This is a genomic window from Nocardia sp. NPDC004068 (assembly GCF_042874315.1).
GTDB lineage: Bacteria > Actinomycetota > Actinomycetes > Mycobacteriales > Mycobacteriaceae > Nocardia.
Map to the genome: position 1 here is coordinate 1 of NZ_JBIAMW010000028.1, position 19898 is coordinate 19898.

The 19898-nt window shown below is 68.9% G+C and carries 17 protein-coding genes; 11 read left to right on the forward strand and 6 right to left on the reverse strand.

Annotated elements, in window-relative coordinates:
* The first annotated feature begins 290 nt into the window (after positions 1-290).
* The 3 genes from ACFYTQ_RS37055 (at position 291) to ACFYTQ_RS37065 (ending at position 2097) form a co-directional block, all read left to right on the forward strand.
* Entirely contained in the window at positions 291-1022 is a 732-nt protein-coding gene (locus tag ACFYTQ_RS37055) for a rhomboid-like protein (RefSeq protein ID WP_387371020.1), read from the forward strand.
* Positions 1023-1105: 83 nt separating this feature from the next.
* The gene (gene nucS, locus ACFYTQ_RS37060; protein WP_387371022.1) at positions 1106-1783 is read left to right on the forward strand and encodes an endonuclease NucS; all 678 of its coding nucleotides are present in this window, start codon (positions 1106-1108) and stop codon (positions 1781-1783) included.
* Between the two features lie 11 nt (positions 1784-1794).
* The gene (locus tag ACFYTQ_RS37065; protein ID WP_387371024.1) at positions 1795-2097 is read left to right on the forward strand and encodes an ATP/GTP-binding protein; all 303 of its coding nucleotides are present in this window, start codon (positions 1795-1797) and stop codon (positions 2095-2097) included.
* Between the two features lie 250 nt (positions 2098-2347).
* On the opposite strand, the gene ACFYTQ_RS37070 is transcribed toward ACFYTQ_RS37065, so the two are convergent.
* Both ACFYTQ_RS37070 and mce read right to left on the reverse strand, forming a co-directional pair.
* A complete protein-coding gene (locus ACFYTQ_RS37070; RefSeq protein ID WP_387371098.1) occupies positions 2348-3346 on the reverse strand; it encodes a hypothetical protein in 999 nt (332 codons plus the stop codon).
* Positions 3347-3432: 86 nt separating this feature from the next.
* Positions 3433-3903 carry a methylmalonyl-CoA epimerase gene (gene mce, locus ACFYTQ_RS37075; RefSeq protein ID WP_387371026.1) on the reverse strand — a complete coding sequence of 157 codons (471 nt, stop codon included), beginning with the start codon at positions 3901-3903 and terminating at the stop codon, positions 3433-3435.
* A 111-nt stretch (positions 3904-4014) separates the two neighbouring features.
* Here mce and ACFYTQ_RS37080 point away from each other — a divergent pair, with 111 nt between their 5' ends.
* The 3 genes from ACFYTQ_RS37080 to ACFYTQ_RS37090 all read left to right on the forward strand — a co-directional run bounded on the left by ACFYTQ_RS37080 (position 4015) and on the right by ACFYTQ_RS37090 (position 6854).
* Positions 4015-5196: an acetyl-CoA C-acetyltransferase gene (locus tag ACFYTQ_RS37080; protein WP_387371028.1), complete on the forward strand. Its 1182-nt coding sequence runs from the start codon at positions 4015-4017 to the stop codon at positions 5194-5196.
* A gap of 391 nt (positions 5197-5587) precedes the next feature.
* Positions 5588-5941 carry a DUF3817 domain-containing protein gene (locus ACFYTQ_RS37085; RefSeq protein WP_387371030.1) on the forward strand — a complete coding sequence of 118 codons (354 nt, stop codon included), beginning with the start codon at positions 5588-5590 and terminating at the stop codon, positions 5939-5941.
* A gap of 61 nt (positions 5942-6002) precedes the next feature.
* A complete protein-coding gene (locus ACFYTQ_RS37090) occupies positions 6003-6854 on the forward strand; it encodes a tetratricopeptide repeat protein (protein ID WP_387371100.1) in 852 nt (283 codons plus the stop codon).
* Between the two features lie 78 nt (positions 6855-6932).
* Here the strand turns inward: ACFYTQ_RS37090 and ACFYTQ_RS37095 are convergent, their stop codons facing one another.
* Positions 6933-7466, reverse strand: coding sequence for a nitroreductase/quinone reductase family protein (locus tag ACFYTQ_RS37095; RefSeq protein ID WP_387371032.1), 534 nt, complete (start codon positions 7464-7466; stop codon positions 6933-6935).
* 90 nt (positions 7467-7556) lie between these two features.
* Here ACFYTQ_RS37095 and ACFYTQ_RS37100 point away from each other — a divergent pair, with 90 nt between their 5' ends.
* Positions 7557-7934 carry an SSI family serine proteinase inhibitor gene (locus ACFYTQ_RS37100; RefSeq protein ID WP_387371034.1) on the forward strand — a complete coding sequence of 126 codons (378 nt, stop codon included), beginning with the start codon at positions 7557-7559 and terminating at the stop codon, positions 7932-7934.
* A gap of 3 nt (positions 7935-7937) precedes the next feature.
* Here ACFYTQ_RS37100 and glgB read toward each other — a convergent pair whose 3' ends face one another.
* Both glgB and ACFYTQ_RS37110 read right to left on the reverse strand, forming a co-directional pair.
* Positions 7938-10091, reverse strand: coding sequence for a 1,4-alpha-glucan branching protein GlgB (gene glgB / locus ACFYTQ_RS37105; protein WP_387371036.1), 2154 nt, complete (start codon positions 10089-10091; stop codon positions 7938-7940).
* Positions 10088-12091, reverse strand: coding sequence for an alpha-1,4-glucan--maltose-1-phosphate maltosyltransferase (locus ACFYTQ_RS37110; protein ID WP_387371038.1), 2004 nt, complete (start codon positions 12089-12091; stop codon positions 10088-10090). Before ACFYTQ_RS37110 ends, glgB begins: the two co-directional genes overlap by 4 nt.
* A 144-nt stretch (positions 12092-12235) precedes the next feature.
* Between ACFYTQ_RS37110 and ACFYTQ_RS37115 the strand changes: the two genes are divergently transcribed.
* Both ACFYTQ_RS37115 and glgP read left to right on the forward strand, forming a co-directional pair.
* Complete coding sequence (locus ACFYTQ_RS37115) at positions 12236-12994, forward strand: dienelactone hydrolase family protein (protein ID WP_387371040.1); 759 nt, start codon at positions 12236-12238, stop codon at positions 12992-12994.
* Between the two features lie 38 nt (positions 12995-13032).
* Positions 13033-15600 carry an alpha-glucan family phosphorylase gene (glgP, locus tag ACFYTQ_RS37120; protein WP_387371042.1) on the forward strand — a complete coding sequence of 856 codons (2568 nt, stop codon included), beginning with the start codon at positions 13033-13035 and terminating at the stop codon, positions 15598-15600.
* 15 nt (positions 15601-15615) lie between these two features.
* On the opposite strand, the gene ACFYTQ_RS37125 is transcribed toward glgP, so the two are convergent.
* Positions 15616-17664 carry an AMP-binding protein gene (locus ACFYTQ_RS37125; RefSeq protein WP_387371044.1) on the reverse strand — a complete coding sequence of 683 codons (2049 nt, stop codon included), beginning with the start codon at positions 17662-17664 and terminating at the stop codon, positions 15616-15618.
* 271 nt (positions 17665-17935) lie between these two features.
* On the opposite strand from ACFYTQ_RS37125, the gene ACFYTQ_RS37130 reads away from it, so the two are divergent.
* Entirely contained in the window at positions 17936-19297 is a 1362-nt protein-coding gene (locus ACFYTQ_RS37130; RefSeq protein WP_387371046.1) for an NCS2 family permease, read from the forward strand.
* A 57-nt stretch (positions 19298-19354) separates the two neighbouring features.
* On the forward strand, positions 19355-19888 hold the full coding sequence (locus ACFYTQ_RS37135) for a DoxX family protein (RefSeq protein WP_387371048.1): 534 nt from the start codon (positions 19355-19357) through the stop codon (positions 19886-19888).
* Positions 19889-19898 lie beyond the last annotated feature (10 nt).

Below are 19898 nucleotides of genomic sequence, written 5' to 3' on the forward strand. Positions count from 1 at the left end.
ACTGCACTCGACAGGGTGTGGGAGAGTAGGACACCGCCGGAACAATATTCCCGAGAAGGGGCCCAGCAATGGGCCCCTTCTCGCATATCCGGACCCGATCACCCTGTGCCGCAACGACTTCCGTGCGCCAGGTTTGTCGCCGACGCGGCGGGGCATTCACTCCGACACCAGCGTGTCACGTTTCACAGCGAAGTCTCGAGCGACGGGAAGCGTGGACGCAGACCCGATCGGGATGATTGAAAGGTAGGCCCGGCGGATCGACCGCCGGCAGGAGTTCGGAAGGGGATGCCATGGTGGTGCTGACCGCACCGGCGCCGGAAGCATCGAGCGGTGCCACCGCGACCAACCGCCCCCGCTGGCGGCGCTTCTTGCTGCCCGTCACCTACGTGTACGCCGCGGCCCTCGTCGCGGTCACGGCGTGGCTGTCCGTCATCGACGACACCACCCAATCGAAGATCGTCCTGCACGTCAGCACCAACCTGCACAACCTGCTGCGCGGCCACTTCGGCACCCTGTTCTCCAGCGCCTTCGTCATCGGCGACAACAGCGGCGCCCTGCTCATCATCCCCCTGCTCGTCTCCCTGCTCGCCCTCGCCGAACTCCGCTTCGGCGCCTGGCAGGTGATCCGCATCTTCCTCGCGGGCCACATCGGCGCCACCCTGCTGGTGGCCCTGGGCCTGTGGGTCGCCGTCGAAGCGGGCTGGCTCCCGATCGACATCACCCGCGCCGAGGACGTCGGAATCAGTTACGGCGCAATGGCTCTCATCGGCGCCTTCTACGCCCTCCTCCCGTCCCGCTGGCGCCCCACCTGGGCCATCACCTGGCTCGCCGTCGCCGTCGCGGGCGTCGTCATGGGCCGCACCTTCACCAACGTCGGCCACCTCCTGGCCGTAGTGATCGGCCTCGCCGCCGGCTTCTGGGCCCTCCGCTCCCACCACCCCACCCTCCCCAAACTCTCCTGGTACGAGACCGTCATGCTCGTCATAGCCTCCGTCCTCGGCTACCTCCTCCTAGTGGGCTGAATTCCTGCCCCGCCCCGCCCCCGTGGCCGTCCGCTCGTGGGCTGGATTCGGTACGGACCCACTACTGCCCTAGAGTGCCTGGGGTGCGCCTCGTGATAGCTCGCTGTCAGGTCGACTACGTGGGTCGGCTCACCGCTCACCTCCCCATGGCCCGCCGGCTGCTGATGATGAAGGCGGACGGTTCGGTGCTCGTGCACTCCGACGGCGGTTCCTACAAACCGCTGAATTGGATGAGCCCGCCGTGCTGGCTGGAGGAACGCGAATCCGATTCGCCCGCAACCAAACTGTGGGTGGTGACGAACAAGGCCGGGGAAGAACTCCGAATCACGGTCGAGGAGATCGAACACGATTCCTCTCATGATCTCGGCATCGATCCCGGCCTCGTGAAAGACGGCGTCGAAGCGCACCTCCAGGAATTGCTCGCCGAGCACATTCACACCCTCGGCGAGGGATACAGCCTCATTCGCCGCGAATACATGACCGCGATCGGACCGGTCGACATTCTCTGCCGCGACGCCACGGGCGCGACGGTGGCCGTGGAGATCAAACGCCGCGGCGAGATCGACGGCGTCGAACAGCTCACCCGCTACCTGGAACTGCTCAACCGCGACCCCCTGCTGGCCCCCGTCACCGGAGTCTTCGCCGCCCAGCAGATCAAACCCCAGGCCCGCACCCTCGCCACCGACCGCGGAATCCGTTGCCTCACTCTCGATTACGACGCCCTACGGGGCACGGAGAGCGCCGAATTCCGCCTGTTCTAACCTGGATAGCAATGCCCCGCCGGAAACCGCGCCCCACCCAACCGGCGCGGTCCTCCCGGGACCCGCGCCCCCTGGGCGACGTCTTCGGCCGCACCGAACCGGGCCCCGACGGCGACGACTACATAGTCCGCACCATCCCCGGCACCCGAGCCACCAAAACCTACCGCTGCCCCGGCTGCGACCACGAAATCCCCCCAGGCACCCCCCACCTGGTCGCCTGGCGAGCCCACAACGGCGAAGAAGACCGCCGCCACTGGCACACCGGCTGCTGGAAAGGCCGCCACACCAGACGCATAACCCGCCGCTGGTCCTAACCCCACCCGCACCCCTTATCCGAATCCGCACCCCCTTCAGAGCCCTACAAGGGGTGCGGATCCAAATAAAGGGTGCGACTAGGGTTGCTCCGCCCGGGGACCCACACGTTCTGAAGGGCCTGCGAAGGGTGGAATCGGGCCAATGACCCTGTGAAGCGCGCAACCAGCCCCACACATAAGGAAGGCCGCCCCCGAAAATTCGGGGGCGGCCTTCGAACGGTCGGTGTTGTCGCCCGGTCGGTTCGGCGTACTAGCTCGAGATCTCGGCGTTCTCGCGCTCTTCGGCGTCGAGCTCCTCCTCGTCGGCCTCGGCCTTCGCGTCGGGGATCGCCTTCTGGCGGTTGGGGCCGGACTGCTTGCCGGACAGCGAGCGCTGTTCGGGGGCGCCGTCGAGCAGCTCGGATTCGCGGTTGACCGCGGCGAGCATGGCGGGCACCGAATCGAGCTGGCCGCGAATTCCCAAGAGCTGGGCCAGAACTCGACCGCGCAGCACGCGCATCTCCTCGGCCAGCTCCTTGGCGTGGGCGATCTTGCGATCGGCCTGCTGGGTGGCGGAGGTGACCAGACGGTTGGACTCGTCGGTCGCGTCCTTGATGCGCTGGGCGGCCTCGGCGCGGCTGGTGGCCTCGAGCTCCTCCATCGCGCGGGTCAGCTTGGTGCGACGCTCGGCCATGGTGACCTCGAAGTCCTGCTGCGCGGCCTTGCGCTTGGCCTCGGCTTCCTTCGTGATCCGGTCGGCCTCGGCCTGCGCGGCCTCGACGATCTTGGTCGCCTCGGTGCGGGCGTTGGCGAGGGTCTGCTCGAACTCGACCTCGAGCGCCTCGCGCTTCTCCTTGGTCTCCGAGAGCAGCGACTCGTACTTGCCGCGCATCTCGGTGGCCTGCTGCTCGGCGATGGAGATCATCTCCGCGGCCTCGGCCTGCGCCTGCGCGCGGACCTCGGAGGCCTCGTCGGAGGCGAGCCGCAGCATGCGGGAGATGCGATCGCTCATGCCCTCCGCGGTGGTCGGCGGCACCGACAGACGATCGACTTCCTTACGGAGCTCGTCGATTTCGTCGCGGGCGTCTTCCAGCTGGGCGGCCAGGTTCCGGGCCTGAGCCGCCGCAGCGTCGCGGTCGGTGGCGGTGACCCTCAGTTCGGCATCGAAACGGTCGAAATAATTGCGTACTTCGTCACGGTCATAACCCTTCCGGACCACCGTAAAGGGCAACGCGACGAAGCGATTGCGATCGGGCTCAGTGGACGACATGCCCCACAAACTACAGCCTGTCGACCAGCCATGGTGACCCGACCGCGAATGTCGTTACGACAAGTTTCCCCGGTCGGATTGCGGTACTAGTGAGTAGGATTCGCGGCAGGCTCGACCAACTCGATGAGCACACCTCCAGCATCCTTGGGGTGCACGAAGTTGATTCGCGAGCCCGCCGTGCCGGGCCGGGGACCCTCGTACAGCAAACGGAGCCCGCGGCCACGCAGAAAGGTTGCCACGGCATCGATATCGGTGACCCGATAGGCCAGTTGCTGCAGACCCGGGCCATTGCGGTCGATGAACTTGGCAATGGTCGAATCGGCGTTGAGCGGTGCCAGCAACTGCAGAGCAGTCGAGTCGTCACCGGCGCCGGGCAGCGACAGCATCGCCTCGTGCACGCCCTGCCCCTCGTTCACCTCGCGATGGGTCTCGACCATGCCGAGGTGTTCGGAGTACCAGGTGACGGCGGTGTCGAGGTCGGGGACGGCGATGCCGACATGGTCGACCGCGATCACGTAGTCGGCGGGAATGAATTCGGACTTTTCGGTGGTGCTCACCCTTCGAACGGTAGCGCGCACCTGCATGGTCGTGGGGTGAGCGCACCGGTTACCGTGGAGTACGAGGCGGCGTAAGACCCGTCGACGCGAATTCGAGAAACGAGGTTCATCGTGACCACCACCTCCGTCATCGTCTCCGGCGCGCGTACCCCGGTCGGCAGGCTGCTGGGTGGATTGAAGGACTTCACCGGCGCCGAGCTGGGTGGGTTCGCCATCCGGGCCGCGCTGGAGAAGGCCGGGGTCGCGCCGGAACAGGTCGAGTACGTGATCATGGGCCAGGTGCTGACCGCGGGCGCGGGCCAGATCCCCGCGCGCCAGGCCGCCGTCGCCGGGGGCATTCCGATGGACGTCCCCGCGGTCACCGTGAACAAGGTCTGCCTGTCCGGCATCAACGCGATCGCGTTGGCGGACCAGCTGATTCGCGCCGGGGAGTACGAGATCGTCGTCGCGGGCGGCCAGGAGTCGATGACCCAGGCCCCGCACCTGCTGGAGAAGAGCCGCGAGGGTTTCAAGTACGGCGACGTCAGCCTGCGCGACCACATGGCCTTCGACGGCCTGCACGACATCTTCACCGATCAGGCGATGGGCGCGCTGACCGAATCGCGCAACGACCGCGACCGCATCAGCCGCGAGGACCAGGACGCCTTCGCCGCCGCGTCGCATCAGAAGGCCGCGGCCGCCTGGAAGAACGGCGTGTTCGACGACGAGGTCGTCCCCGTCTCGGTGCCGCAGCGCAAGGGGGATCCGATCGTGGTGGGCCAGGACGAGGGCATCCGCGCCGACACCACCGTCGAGTCCCTCGGCAAGCTGCGCCCCGCCTTCCGCAAGGACGGCACGGTCACCGCCGGTTCGGCCTCCCAGATCTCCGACGGCGCCGCCGCGGTCGTGGTGATGAGCAAGGCCAAGGCCGAGGAGCTGGGCCTGACCTGGATCGCCGAGATCGGCGCCGCCGCCACCGTCGCGGGCCCCGACTCCACCCTCCAGGACCAGCCCGCCAACGCCATCGCGAAAGCCTGTGCCCGCCAAGGCATCTCGCCCGCGGACCTGGACGTCGTCGAGATCAACGAGGCCTTCGCCGCGGTAGGCATCGCCTCCACCCGCAAACTCGGCATCGACCCCGCCAAGGTCAACGTCAACGGCGGCGCCATCGCCATCGGCCACCCCCTCGGCATGTCCGGTGCCCGCATCGTCCTCCACCTCGCCCTCGAACTGAAGCGCCGCGGCGGCGGCACCGGCGCCGCGGCCCTCTGCGGCGGCGGCGGCCAAGGCGACGCCCTCATCCTGAAGGTCTAACCCCCAAGCACCCAGCAACCCAGCCGCACCCCTTATTCGAATCCGCACCCGCTGTGGGGCCCGATAAGGGGTGCGGCTGCGAATAAGGGGTGCGGCTGTGCCTGCTACACCCGACCAACCCTGCGAATAAGGGGTGCGGCTGCGTCGGCCGCGCACTTGTCGCACGCTCCGAGAAGGGGCGCGGCTGCGTCAGCCACAGCGCAACCGCGCCCTCGTCGCAGGCGCCCATAAGACGACGACTACGAGGCTGTGGCAACCCCAGCCGCACCCTTTGTTCGGATCCGCACCCGCCGCAGGGCCCTGTAGGGGGTGCAGATCCGAACAAGAGGTGCGGCTGTGGTTTGGCCCACACGACTACGGCCTGTCGTAGACGTGCGGCAGAATGGTGCCCATGGGTGAAATCTTCGACCTGAGCACGGCCGGGAAGCGCGTGCGGCTGTTCGGGATCCTCGAGGCGATCTCGTGGGCGCTGCTGCTGACCGGATCGGTGTTGAAGCGGCTGCCGGACCCGATCACCTGGCCGGTGATGGTGTTCGGCCTGCTGCACGGCTTCGTGTTCATCATGTTCGCGCTGAACCTGCTGCTGGCGTTCCGCGAGTACGGGTGGCCCGCCAAGACGCTACTGATCGGGCTCGCCTCGGCCATCGTGCCGTTCAGCTCGTACTGGTTCGAGCGCTGGGCGGCCCGCACCGGGCAATTGGGTGAGCTGGGCCCGGCCCCGGCGCCCGCGCCTGCCGGTTCGTGACAAACTGGAACTCGTGACTCGACCTGCTGCACGTCGTCCTTCTCCCGCCGTTGCCGCTGCCATGTCCGGTGCGGTGGATCTGTCCGCTCTGAAACAGCCGGCCGCCGGGGACGTTCTGAGCGGTCACGCGGTCACCGAGGCCGATTTCGAGGCCAAGGTGTTGCGGCGCTCGCTCGAGGTGCCGGTGGTCGTCGCCCTGTACTCGCAGCGCAGCCCGGGCAGCGTCGAATTGGTGAAGCTGCTCGAGAAGCTGCTCGGCGAGAGCGACGGCACCTGGGATCTGGCCACCGTCGAGGCCGAGCCCAATATGCGCATCGCGCAGGCGTTCGGGGTGCAGGGCATCCCGACCGTCGTCGCGGTCGCCGCGGGCCAGCCGCTCGCCGACTTCCAAGGCGCCCAGCCCGAAGCCCAGGTCCGCCAGTGGCTGGCCGCGGTGGTCGACGCCGTGCGCGGCCGCCTGCCCGGCGTCGGCGGTGAGGCCGAGGGCGCGGCCGAACAACCCGCCGATCCGCGCTTCGTGGCCGCCGAGGAGGCCATCGAGCGCGGCGACATCGCGGGCGCCGAGGCCGCCTACGAGCGCATCCTCGCCGAGGAACCGGCCAACCAGGACGCCAAGGCCGCCCTGCGCCAGCTCCGCTTCTACACCCGCGCCCAGAACCTCCCGGCCGACGCCGTCGCCCGTGCCGACGCCGACCCCACCGATATCGAGGCCGCCTTCGCCGCCGCCGACCTCGAACTGTTCAACCAGCAACCCGACGCCGCCTTCGACCGCCTGATCGCCCTGATCAAGCGCACCGCGGGCGACGACCGCAACCGCGTCCGCACCCGCCTGGTGGAACTGTTCGAACTGTTCGACACCGCCGACCCGATCGTGGTCGCGGCCCGGCGCCGCCTGGCCACCGCGCTGTACTGAAACACGTTGTGGGAGAGCCGATCCCACGCCCAGCGCGAGGCGTGGGTATCGGCATCCCGCAGGTGCCGGCGCCGGGAGTCACCCGCCCGAACACGGCGTGAGAAGCACGATCGGTATCTCGCGGGGATGCGCGAGACGCCGGAAGAAGTCGTAACCCGGATAGCCCGACGAGCAACGGGGCCACCAGGCGTCGCGCTCCGCTCCGGTCGCCACTCGCGCGCACACGCGGCGCGTCTCCGCACCGATCTGGATCGTGGTCTCCGGATGAGCCCACAAGTTGTGGAACCACGCGGGATGTGACGGTTGCCCCGCCTTCGACGCCACGATCGCGATGGTGTCGCCGTCCTCGTGATACATCACCGGCGAGGTCCGGCGAATCCCGGATCGCGCACCGACGTGGTCGAGCAGCAGAATCCGCGCGTTCGGAAATCCCGGAATGCGCCCGCCGACGCGGCCGCCGAATCGCCGGTATATCGCCACATGCAGTCGCGTGGAACGCCGCCCGAGGTAGACCCCGCGACTGTTGGCGAACTCCGATATCGCCGCGATCAATCGCCCTACCGGCGACGGAGCCATCCGCCCCGCGGTCCCGGACTTGTCGTTGTCGGTCATCACGTCTCCCCGCCTCGAAGTACTACAGTCGATAGTAGAACGTTCGTAGCTCATTCGACAGTCCATTACCATGGGCCGAAGGAGGGGAACATGCGATCACTCACACCCATCGGACACCTGGCCGCGGCCGCGACCATCCTCACGGCCCTGTTCGTCGCCGCGGGCAGCGCGGCCGCCGACCGGCCCGACACCCAGCTCACCTTCACCCGCACCGACCCGGACCAACCGTCCCGCACGGTCACCCTGACCTGCGCCCCCACCGGCGGCAACCACCCGGCCGCCGAGGCCGCCTGCGCGGCACTCGCGACCGCCGACCTCACCCTCCCCGAGGAGAACCAAGAGGTCCGCTGCTTCCGCTACTACCCCGTGACCCTGCGCGCCGAGGGAACCCTACGCGGACAACAGATCTCGATCGAGAAGACCTACGGCTGCCTCGTCCCCGAACTCGCCGACCCCTGGCGGTTCTGAAACCTATTCGGGCGCAAGCCATACCGCGCTGTTGGGCGCGAGCGTCACCGCCGCCGAGTACGGCCGCCCGTGCCACGGCCGCTCCTCGGCGGTCACCGCGCCCAGATTGCCGATCCCGCTGCCCCCGTAGTGCGCTGCGTCGGTATTGAGGATCTCCCGCCAACGTCCGCCCGCGGGCAGCCCGACACGGTAGTCGCGATGCTGCGAACCGGAGAAGTTGAACACGCACGCCACCGTCGACCCGTCGGACCCGTGCCGCAGGAACGCGATGACATTGTTGTTCCGATCGTCGGCCTCGATCCACGCGTACCCGCCCGGCGAGGTGTCCTGACTCCACAACGCGGGCGAGTCGCGATACACCCGGTTCAGATCCCCCACCAGCACCCGAATCCCGTCGTGCAGTGGATTTTCCAGCTCACCCCAGTCGAGCCCGCGATCGTGCGACCACTCCCGGTACTGCCCGAAATCCTGCCCCATGAACAACAGCTGCTTACCCGGATGCGCCCACATGTAGGCGAGCAGCGCCCGCACCCCGCACGCCTTGGCCCAGTCGTCGCCGGGCATGCGCGTCCACAGCGTGCCCTTGCCGTGCACGACCTCGTCGTGACTGATGGGCAGGACGAAATTCTCGCTCCACGCGTACACCATCGAGAACGTGATCTCGTTGTGGTGCCAGCTGCGATGGATCTGGTCCCGGCCGAGGTAGCCGAGCGTGTCGTGCATCCAGCCCATATTCCATTTCATGGTGAACCCGAGCCCGCCGACGTCGGTCGCGCGGGTGACCCCGGGCCAGCTGGTGGACTCCTCCGCGACGGTCACCACGCCGGGTTGATGCTTGTGGACGGTCGCGTTCATCTCCTGGAGGAACGACACCGCCTCCAGATTCTCCCGCCCGCCATGGATATTCGGCTCCCAGCCGCCCTCGGGCCGCGAATAGTCCAGGTACAGCATGGAAGCCACGGCGTCGACCCGCAGGCCGTCGATGTGGAACTCCTCGATCCAGTACAGCGCGTTGGCCACCAGGAAGTTGCGCACCTCGTGCCGACCGAAGTCGAAAACGTAGGTGCCCCAATCCAATTGCTCGCCGCGGCGCGGATCGGAATGCTCGTACAGCGCCGTCCCGTCGAACCGCGCCAGCGCCCACTCGTCGCGCGGGAAATGCGCCGGAACCCAGTCCAGCAACACCCCGATGCCCGCCTGGTGCAGCCGATCCACGAACGCCCGGAAGTCGTCCGGCGACCCGAACCGCGCCGTCGGAGCGTAGTAGGAGGTGACCTGGTATCCCCACGACCCGCCGAACGGATGTTCCGCGATCGGCAACAGCTCGACGTGCGTATACCCTTGCGCCCGAACGTATTCCGCGAGCTGATCGGCGGCTTCCCGATACCCGAGCCCCGGCCGCCACGACCCCAGGTGCACCTCGTAGACGCTCATCGCCGACCGCGTGGCGTCGGTCTCGGCGCGCCGGGTCAGCCACTCCCGGTCGCCCCATTCGTAGGAGCTCTCGGTGACCACCGACGCCGTCGCGGGCGGCTGCTCGGTCGCGAACGCCAGGGGATCGGCGTGGTCGACCGTGCGCCCGTCCGCGCCGTGCACCCGGAACTTGTACTTCGTGCCCGGCCCGACGCCGGGAACGAACAGTTCCCACACCCCGAATCCGCCCAATTTCCGCATGGGAGCGCTGTTTCCGCTCCATCCGTCGAAATCGCCGATCACGGTCACCCCGCGCGCGTTCGGCGCCCACACCGCGAACGCGGTGCCCGGCACGTCGCCGTCGAGGGTGGTGTAGGTGCGCGGATGCGCGCCCAGCACCTCCCACAGCCGTTCGTGCCGGCCCTCGCCGAGCAGATGCAGATCCAGTTCGCCGATCGTGGGCAGGAATCGGTATCCGTCGGCGACGAGTACGGTCTGCCCGCCGGGATAGGACACGACCAGCCGGTAGTCCCACAGCTCCTCGAACGGAACCACGGTCTCGAACACCCCGTGCTCGACGTGGTCGAGCGGATAGTCCTTCTCGCCGATCCGCGCGCTCACCGAATCCGCGTGCGGCCGAAGGGTTCTGATGACCGTGCCGCCGGGATGCGGGTGCGACCCGAGCACGGTGTGCGGGTCCGCGTGCGTCCCCGACACCAGCAGCAGCAGATCGCGGCGGTTCACGAGAACGTCTTCCGGTAGGCCAGTTCCGTCCGCGCCGCGGCCGAGACCGGCGGCAGCGCCAGGATATGCGCGACCGCGTGCACGGGATCGAGCCGCACGTAATTCGTTTGGCCCCAATGGTATTCCTCGCCCGTGACCTCGTCGACGACGACGGGATGGTCGTGCCATTCCCGACCGATCGCGGGCATGTCGAGCGAGACCATGCCCTGTTCGGCCGCGTACGGGTCGAGGTTCACCACGACCAGCACCGCGTCCCCGGTGACCGGATCGACCTTCGAGTACGCCAGCAGCGCGTCGTTGTCGACGTGATGGAAGGCGATGCAGCGCAGCTGTTGCAGCGCCGGGTGGGCGCGGCGGATCTCGTTGAGCCGAGTCAGCCACGGCTCCAACGATTCTCCGCGCGCGGCGGCCTCGACGAACGGGCGCGGGCGCAGCTCGTACTTCTCCGAGTCGAGGTACTCCTCGCTGCCGGGGCGCACCGCCTGATGCTCGAACAGCTCGAAGCCGGAGTACACGCCCCAGCTCGGCCCGAGCGTCGCCGCCAGCACCGCGCGAATGGCGAACATGCCGGGCCCGCCGTGCTGGAGGCTCTCGTGCAGGATGTCGGGGGTGTTCACGAACAGATTCGGGCGCGCCTCGTCGGCCTTGGCGGCCAGTTCGAGGGCGAACTCGGTGAGTTCCTGTTTCCCGGTGCGCCAGGTGAAATACGTGTAGGACTGGGCGAATCCGCGCCGCGCGAGCCCGTAGAGCCGGGCCGGGCGGGTGAACGCCTCGGACAGGAAGAACACGTCCGGATCGGTCTCGCGCAGCCGCGCGATCAGCCACTCCCAGAAGTCGGCCGGTTTGGTGTGCGGGTTGTCGACGCGGAAGATCTTGACGCCCAACGCGATCCAGTGCTTGACCACGCGCAGCACCTCGGCGTAGAGCCCGTCGGGATCGTTGTCGAAGTTGAGCGGGTAGATGTCCTGGTATTTCTTCGGCGGATTCTCCGCGAAGGCGATGGTGCCGTCGGGCAGGGTGGTGAACCACTCCGGATGCGTGCGCACCCACGGATGGTCCGGCGCGCACTGCAACGCCAGATCGAGCGCCACCTCGAGGCCGAGTTCCCGTGCGGTGGTGACGAATTCGGCGAAGTCCTCCTCGGTGCCCAGGCGCGGGTGGATGGCGTCGTGGCCGCCCTCGTCGGAGCCGATCGCCCACGGCGAGCCCACGTCGCCGGGCTCGGCGGTCAGAGAGTTGTTGCGGCCCTTGCGATTCACCTTCCCGATCGGATGGATCGGCGGCAGGTAGACCACGTCGAATCCCATGGCGGCGATGCGGTGCAGCTCCTTGGCGGCGGTGGCGAAGGTGCCGTGCACCGGATTGCCATCGGCGTCGCGGCCGCCGGTGGAGCGCGGGAAGAACTCGTACCACGACCCGTACAGGGCCCGTGGACGTTCGACCAGCACGCAGTGTTGCGGACCGCGGGTCACCAGTTCGCGCAGCGGCGCGGCGCGCAGGATCTCGCTCACCTCGGCGCTGAAGGCCGGGGCGACCCGGGCGGGGAGCTGGGCGTCGCCGCGCAGCGACGCGGCCGCCGCGCGCAGGCGCTCCCACTCCCGTTTGGGCACGTTCTGGGCGGCCCGGTCGAGCAGGCGCGCGCCGATCTCCAGGTCGTTGGCCAGGTCGGCGGCGGTCTGGCCGACGGCGAGTTTGGCCTCCACGGCCGACCGCCAGGTTGCCAGCGGATCGCTCCAGCCCTCGACCCGATAGGCCCACAGCCCCGGTTCGGTGGGGACGAAGGTGGCGTTGAAGACGTCGGGTTCGATATCGGGGGTCATCCGGATGCGCCGCAGCCGCGCGCTGCCCGGGGGCCGGATCGCGAGGTTGGCGGAGACCGCGTCGTGTCCCTCCCGCCAGACCACGCTGCGAACTGGGAAGACCTCGCCCACCACCGCCTTCGCGGGATACCCGCCGGGAATGGACGGGGCCGTGTCATCGATGGCGATCCGACCGGTCACGAGATCACCGTACCGGTATTTTCGCCACGACCACGAACGCAGCGGCCGGATGCCGGGTCGTCGCGCGACCACGACGACTCCGGCCACGGCGTGGAACGCTGGTGCGTGGCAACGACGACTGCGACGGACGAGGAGATATCAATCATGACTGCTGTGCAAGGTCTTTCGGTCGATGTGCCGATGCCGGACGGTGTGGCCGACGCCTATGTGGCGTACCCCGACGACGGCGCGGCACACCCCGGGGTCCTGCTCTACCCCGACGCCTTCGGGCTGCGGCCGGTGGTCCGCGGCATCGTCGACCGCGTCGCCGCCCACGGCTACACGGTCCTCGCGCCGAACCTCTTCTACCGGCACGGCCGCGCGCCCGTGGTGGAGCTGCCGGACTTCATCGATTTCACCGCCCGGCCCGACCTGTTCGGCCAGCTCCGCCCGCTCATGGTCGAACTGACCGGCCCGACCACCGTCCGCGACGCGGGCGCCTACCTCGACTGGCTCGCGTCCTTCGACCACACCGCGCCCGCGCCCTTCGGCACCACGGGCTACTGCATGGGCGGCCGTCAGGCCCTGCGCACCGCCGCCGCCTTCCCCGACCGCATCGCCGCGGTCGCGGCCTTCCACACCGGACACATCGTCACCGACGCCCCCGACAGTCCCCACCACGATCTCGAAAAGATCCGCGCCGAGGTCTATTTCGGCCACGCCGACCAGGACCAGTCCATGCCGCCCGAGCACATCGAGGCCATCGACAAGACCCTCACCGCCGCGAACATCCCGCACCGCACCGAGATCTACGAGGGCGCGGCCCACGGCTACACCCAATCCGACACCTCGGTCTACGACGAGGCCGCCACCGAACGCCACTACCGCGAACTGCTGTCCCTGCTGGACCGAACCCTGCGCTGACGGCGTCCCGACCCCGACATACCGGTAGGGTCTGACCGGTGAAGGCCCTCCGTCGATTCACCGTCCGTGCCCATCTGCCCGAGTCGTTGGCGGCGTTGACCGAACTGGCCACCAATCTGCGGTGGTCCTGGCACGCGCCGACCCAGGACCTGTTCGCCGAACTGGATCGGGAGCGGTGGGTGGAGGTCGGGCACGATCCGGTGCGGATGCTGGGGGAGGTGCCCGCGGCCCGGCTCGACGAGTTGGCCGCCGATCCGGAGTACGTGCGCGCGGTCGAGCGCCAGGCGGCGGATCTGCGGGACTACCTGACGCGGCCGCGGTGGTTCACCCGGCAGGACGGCGGGCCGCGCTGTATCGCCTATTTCTCGATGGAGTTCGGCGTCACCGAGGTGCTGCCGAACTACTCGGGCGGCCTCGGCATCCTGGCCGGTGATCATCTCAAGGCCGCCTCCGATCTCGGGTTGCCGCTGATCGGGGTCGGGCTGCTGTACCGGTCGGGCTACTTCCGCCAGTCGCTGACCGCCGACGGCTGGCAGGCCGAGCACTACCCGGACCTCGATCCGCAGGGGCTGCCGTTGCGGCTGCTGACCGAGGAGGGCGCACCCGTGCTGGTGCACGTGCCGATGCCGGAGGGACGGGTGCTGCGGGCGCGGGTGTGGATCGCGCAGGTGGGCCGAATCCCGTTGCTGCTGTTGGATTCCGATATCGCCGACAACGATCCCGAACTGCGCGCGGTCACCGATCGGCTGTACGGCGGCGATCAGGATCACCGCATCAAACAGGAGATCCTCGCCGGAATCGGCGGGGTGCGGGCGGTGCGCGCCTACACCCACGCCCACGGGCTGCCCGATCCGGACGTGTTCCACATGAACGAGGGCCACGCCGGTTTCCTCGGCATCGAGCGTATCCGCGAATACATCTCCGGCGGAATGGATTTCGACGCCGCGCTGGCCGCCGTGCGCGCCGCGACCGTGTTCACCACCCACACCCCGGTGCCCGCCGGGATCGACCGCTTCTCCGCCGCGCTGGTGCGTCGCTACTTCGGCGGCGAGCACGGCGAGCGGGAATCCCCGATGCTGCCCGGTGTCGAGGTGGACCGGATTCTCGCCCTCGGCCGCGAGGCCGACCCGGCCGTGTTCAACATGGCCCACCTCGGCCTGCGCCTGGCCCAGCGCGCCAACGGCGTGTCGAAGCTGCACGGCGAGGTGAGCCGGGCGATGTTCGCCCCGCTGTGGCCCGGTTTCGACAGCGCGGAGGTGCCGATCGGCTCGGTCACCAACGGCGTGCACGCCCCCACCTGGGCCGCGCGCGAATGGATCGACAAGGCCCGCGACGTCCTCGGCCCCGAACTGGTCGAGGAGGCGCGTGGCTGGGAACGGCTGCGCGACGTCGACCTCGGCGAGCTGTGGACCACCCGCAACACCCTGCGCGGACTGCTCATCGCGGAGGTGCGCCGCCGCCTGCGCGCGTCCTGGCTCGAGCGCGGCGCCGCGCCCGCCGAATTGGGTTGGGTGGACGACGTTTTCGACCCGAACGTGCTGACCGTCGGCTTCGCCCGTCGCGTGCCCACCTACAAACGCCTCACGCTCATGCTGCGCGATCCGGACCGGCTGCGCGCGCTGCTGCTGGATCCGGAGCGTCCCGTGCAACTGGTCGTCGCGGGCAAGAGCCATCCCGCCGACGACGGCGGCAAGGGCCTGATCCAGCAGGTCGTACGGTTCTCCGACGATCCGGCCGTGCGGCACCGCATCGTGTTCCTGCCCGACTACGACATGTCCATGGCCCGCTACCTGTACTGGGGATGCGACGTCTGGCTCAACAACCCGCTGCGCCCGCTCGAGGCGTGCGGCACCTCGGGTATGAAGGCCGCGCTCAACGGCTCGCTGAACCTGTCCATCCGCGACGGCTGGTGGGACGAGATGTACGACGGCGAGAACGGCTGGGCCATCCCCACCGCCGACGGCGTGCGCGACGATCACCGCCGCGACGACCTCGAGGCCAACGCCCTCTACGAGATGCTCGAACGGTCGGTGCTGCCGCGCTTCTACGAACGCGACCACGACGGTATGCCGGTGCGCTGGATGGAGATGGTGCGCCACACCCTGCAAACCCTCGGCCCGAAGGTGCTGGCCTCGCGCATGGTCCGCGACTACGCCGTGGAGTACTACACCCCCGCCGCCGCCTCCTACGCCGCGGTCGCGAGCGAGAACTTCACGGGCGCACGGGAACTCGCCGACTACCGCCGCCGCGTCGAATCGGCGTGGCCGCAGGTCAAGGTGCTCCAGGTGGACAGCTCCGGCCTGCCCGACACCCCGGTGATCGGCGCGGACCTGTCGCTGCGCGCCCGCATCGACCTGGGCGGCCTGTCGCCCGACGAGGTCGCCGTGGAGGCCGTCCTCGGCCGCGTCTCGCCCGACGACGACCTGTCCGAGGTCACCACCGTGCCCATGACGCACGCCGGAAACGATTCGGGCGCAGAGGTTTTCACGATCTCGACACCCGTCCCGCTGTCCGGCGCGGTCGGCTACACGGTGCGCGTCCTGCCGCACCACCGGCTGCTCGCCGGTGACGCCGAACTCGGCTTGATCGCGACCCCCGCGCCCTGACGGGAGCCCGCGCGCTCACCCCGGCTGGATCAGCGTGCGCTTCACGATCTTCCCGGTTGCGTTGCGCGGCAGCGCGTCCAGGAATGTCACATCGCGCGGCACGGAGAACCGGCCCAGCCGGTGCCGGATGTAGTTGCGCACCATATCCGGATCCAACCCGGACCCGTCGCGTTTGACCACGAAAGCGGCCAGGCGCTGGCCGAATTCGCGGTCCGGCACGCCGACCACCGCGACCTCGCTGATCTGCGGCAGATGCGACAGCGCCTCCTCCACCGGGCGGGGGAAGACGTTCTCGCCGCCGGAGATGATCATCTCGTCGTCGCGCCCGGCCACGAACAGCCGCCCGGCCGCGTCGAGATAGCCGACGTCGCCGGTGTCGAGCATGCCGTCCGCCTCGCCCGGCGGGGCGGCGTCGGTGTACCCGTCGAACAGCATGTGGTTGCCGACGAAGATGCGCCCGGTCGTCCCGATCGGCACCGGCCGCGAATCCGGGCCCAGCACCGCCACTTTCGTGCCCAGCGGCGGCCGCCCGGCGGTGGTGGGGGAGACCCGCAGGTCCGACGGGTCGGCGATGGTCGCCCAGGACACCTCGGTGGAGCCGTAGACGTTGTAGAGGACATCGCCGTAGGTGTCCATGAACCGCAGCACCGCCGCCCCGGCCAGCGGCGCGCCGCAGCTGGCCACCACCCGCAGGCTGGAGGTGTCGTAGCGGGCCCGAATCGCGGTGGGCAGGTCCAGGATTCGATTGATCATCACCGGCACCACGATCATCGAGGTGATCCGGTGCTCGGCGATCAACCGCAGGCAGTCCTCGGCGTCGAAGTGCTCCGGCAGCACCACCGTCGCCCGGATGGGCGTGCTGATCTGCAACGCGGCCAGCCCCCAGGTGTGGAACAGCGGGGCCGGGATGAGCATGGTCTCGTTCATCCGCAACGGGATTCGCGACAGCAGCGCCGCGACCGTGCCGAAGCCCTTGGGGTGCGGGCGGCGGGCGCTCTTGGGCCGGCCGCTGGTTCCCGAGGTGAGCACGATCAACCGGCCCGGATGCCGCGGTTTGGTGAAACCCGTTCCGCCACCGTCGATCAGCTCGTCGACCGTCGGCCGGTACGGATCCACGGAGTCGCCGCGCGTGGCGAACCGGGGCAGATCCGGCGGCAGGTATCGGATCAGCTCCTCCAGCTCCGGATCGGCGAAGATCGCCGCGATCTCGTGCTTGTCGGCGATCTCCGCGATCCGGCCCGCGGGCAGGCCGGTGTTGAGCAGCACCACGTCCGCCCCCAATTTGCCCGCCCCGACCATGATCTCGACCATCTCGGCGTGATTGCGCGCGAGGAGCCCGATCGCGTCGCCCGCCCGGATGCCCAGGCCCGCGAGCGCGCGGGCGAACGCGTGGCTGCGCGCGTGCACCTCGGCGAAGGTGCGGTCGGCGCGATCGTCGATCACCGCCAACCGATCCGGGGCGTAGGCCGCGGCCGCGGCGTAGCCGCCCGCCAGATTGAAGCCCCACTTGGCCAGTCCCGCCAGCTGCCGCACCCCGCGATCGGGCCGGTAGCTGCGGACCACCCCGGTGGCCATCATCTGCCGCGCCACCTCGGCCTGGAGGCGCACGGGGGAGTCCTCGCCGTTGACCACCACCGAGGTCGCCGCGCGGCCCGGGATGTCGGCGAGGCGTTGCAATCCCGCGCGGGTCCACTCCACGAGGTCGCCGTTGCCCAGCGATTCGATCAGCGGATGCACCCGCGCGGGGGCGAAGAAGGTGACCACGACCCGGGTCCGCTCCCCGTCGCCGCGCAGGCGGATCGAGGCGAAACTGCCCTGCGCGGGCAGTTGCAGCTCCAGGCTGTCGGGCGCCTGATGGACGACGAGCCGGGCGTCGAGGGTGCGGACCTCGGCGCCGTCGCCCACCCGGAACCGCAGCACGGGCGGACCGTCGCTGTCGATCTGCTCGCACGCGCCGATGCCGGGGAACATCCGTGGATAGGTCTGGGGATCGATGAGCAGATCCCACATTGCTCTACGCGCGATCGGGAGATCTGCGACCGCGTCGACGACATCGGTAACCAACTGCTTGCACTTCTGACTTCGGCCGGGTCGAGGACTCGGTTCGGCGGATTACGTATTTGTAACGGTGCTCACAGATCTGGTCAAGGACCTTGGAATTGAAGGCACCGCTTTCGGCAAATTGCCCAATGATTGCATGTGACACCGGGTTACGGATGTGTCCAGGCGGTGGGGATTGCGCCCGATTCGCCGGACCGTGTCGCGGCGCGCGAGGGGCGGCGAGATACGGTGCCCATGGGCAGATCGATTCCGGGCGAGGGCGGAGACAGCACTGATGAACATCGAGGTCACATCGCGACCGCGGGGTCGCCTCGACGCCTACTTCGGCGTGACCGAACTCGGCTCGACGTATCGCCGCGAGATCATGGCCGGGACGGTCACCTTCCTCGCGATGTCGTATGTGCTGGCGGTCAATCCGGCCGTCCTCGGCGATCACGGGCCGCTCGGCGCGAAGGGCATCCCCACCCAGGCGGTGTTCACCGCGACCGCGCTGGCCGCGGTCTTCGGCACGCTGGTGATGGGACTGTGGGCGCGCTACCCCGTGGCCCTGGCCCCCGGTATGGGACTCAACGCGTTCTTCGCCTACACCGTCGTGCTCGACATGGGCATCCCCTGGCAGCAGGCGCTGTCGGGCACGCTGCTGTCGGGCGTGATCTTCTTCGTGCTCGCGGTCACCAAGATCCGCGAGAAGATCATCGACGCGATCCCGTTGCAGATGAAGCTCGCGGTGGGCGCGGGCATCGGGTTCTTCGTGGCGTTCATCGGGCTCAAGAACGCGGGACTGGTGGTCTCGAGCGAGTCGACCTTCGTGCATCTGGGCCACTTCACCAAGGGCACCACGCTGCTGGCGTTGTTCGGACTGCTCGTGACCGTGATCTTCCTGGTGCTGGGCTGGCACGGGGCGGTGCTGTACGGGATCGTGGCGACCGCGCTCGTCGGGATCGTCAGCGGGCTGGTCGAGCTGCCGCATTCGGTGGTGGCCATGCCGCACGGGCTGGACCGGACGTTCGGCGAGGCCATCGTCAATCTGCCGCACGCGTTCACCGGGCAGATGGCGATCGTGGTGCTCACCATGTTGTTCGTCGACTTCTTCGACGCCTCCGGCACCTTGATCGGCATCGCCAATCAGGCCGGGCTGCTCGGGCCGGACGGCAAACTGCCGCGCGCGGCCCAGGCGCTGGCCGCCGACTCCATCGGCACCACCGCGGGCGCGATCATCGGCACCTCCACCACCACGGCCTACGTGGAGTCGACCGCAGGGGTGAGCGCGGGCGGTCGAACCGGGTTGACGGCCCTGTCGACCGCGGGCTGGTTCCTGGTCGCGCTGTTCTTCTTCCCGCTGTTCTCGGTGGTCGCCGACGCGCCGTCGGTGACCGCGCCCGCGCTCATCGTGGTGGGCGTGCTGATGTCCCGGGCGCTCGGCCAAATCGATTGGCAGCGACTGGAATACGCGGTCCCGGCGTTCATCACCATCGTGATGATGCCGCTGACCTACTCGATCGCCAACGGCATCGCCATGGGGTTGCTGTTCTACCCGATCGTCATGATCGCCCGACGCCGGATCCGCGAGGTGCACCCGATCATGTGGGTGCTGATGCTGGTGTTCCTGGCGTACTTCATCTTCCTCGCCGACTGAGCCCCTGAACCGGCCGCGGCCGTGCACCGTGTCCTGATCTGACGAAGGAGGACAACCATGACAGCCGATCTCACCGCCCCCACCGAGCGCCGACCCACCGGCGCCGCCGATCCGCTCGCCCTCGACGTCGGACTGCTCGTCCTGCGGATCTTCTTCGGCGGCCTGATGTTCGTCCACGGCAGCCAGAAACTGTTCGGCTGGTTCAACGGCCCCGGCTGGCACCAGACCACCACCGGATTCGACCACATGGGCTACAACCCCGGCCGCGTCTTCGGCACCCTCGCGGGCCTGTGCGAATTCACCGGCGGCGCACTACTTCTACTCGGCCTGTTCACCCCCCTGGCCGCCGCCATCGCCCTCGGCACCATGATCAACGCGATGAACGTGACCTGGCACCACGGCCTGGAAGGCTACGAGGGCGCCCTCCTCTTCGGCGTAGCCGCCACCGCCCTGGCCTTCACCGGCCCAGGCCGCTTCTCCCTCGACCACAACCGCCCCTGGGCCCGCCACGGACTCGCCTGGGGCATAGCAGCCATCGCCCTGGCCGTGATCGCCGCAGTGATCACCCTCGTGTTCAAGTGGGCGTTCTAGACGGAAAGCT

What these genes read in the sequence shown, in the direction of transcription:
- ACFYTQ_RS37090 (WP_387371100.1), top strand. Translation starts at nt 6,003, where the DNA reads ATGTCCGGTGCGGTGGATCTGTCCGCTCTGAAACAGCCGGCCGCCGGG.
- ACFYTQ_RS37085 (WP_387371030.1), top strand. Translation starts at nt 5,588, where the DNA reads ATGGGTGAAATCTTCGACCTGAGCACGGCCGGGAAGCGCGTGCGGCTG.
- ACFYTQ_RS37130 (WP_387371046.1), top strand. Translation starts at nt 17,936, where the DNA reads ATGAACATCGAGGTCACATCGCGACCGCGGGGTCGCCTCGACGCCTAC.
- ACFYTQ_RS37095 (WP_387371032.1), bottom strand. Translation starts at nt 7,466, where the DNA reads ATGACCGACAACGACAAGTCCGGGACCGCGGGGCGGATGGCTCCGTCG.
- ACFYTQ_RS37070 (WP_387371098.1), bottom strand. Translation starts at nt 3,346, where the DNA reads ATGTCGTCCACTGAGCCCGATCGCAATCGCTTCGTCGCGTTGCCCTTT.
- ACFYTQ_RS37115 (WP_387371040.1), top strand. Translation starts at nt 12,236, where the DNA reads ATGACTGCTGTGCAAGGTCTTTCGGTCGATGTGCCGATGCCGGACGGT.
- ACFYTQ_RS37055 (WP_387371020.1), top strand. Translation starts at nt 291, where the DNA reads ATGGTGGTGCTGACCGCACCGGCGCCGGAAGCATCGAGCGGTGCCACC.
- ACFYTQ_RS37135 (WP_387371048.1), top strand. Translation starts at nt 19,355, where the DNA reads ATGACAGCCGATCTCACCGCCCCCACCGAGCGCCGACCCACCGGCGCC.
- ACFYTQ_RS37065 (WP_387371024.1), top strand. Translation starts at nt 1,795, where the DNA reads ATGCCCCGCCGGAAACCGCGCCCCACCCAACCGGCGCGGTCCTCCCGG.
- ACFYTQ_RS37100 (WP_387371034.1), top strand. Translation starts at nt 7,557, where the DNA reads ATGCGATCACTCACACCCATCGGACACCTGGCCGCGGCCGCGACCATC.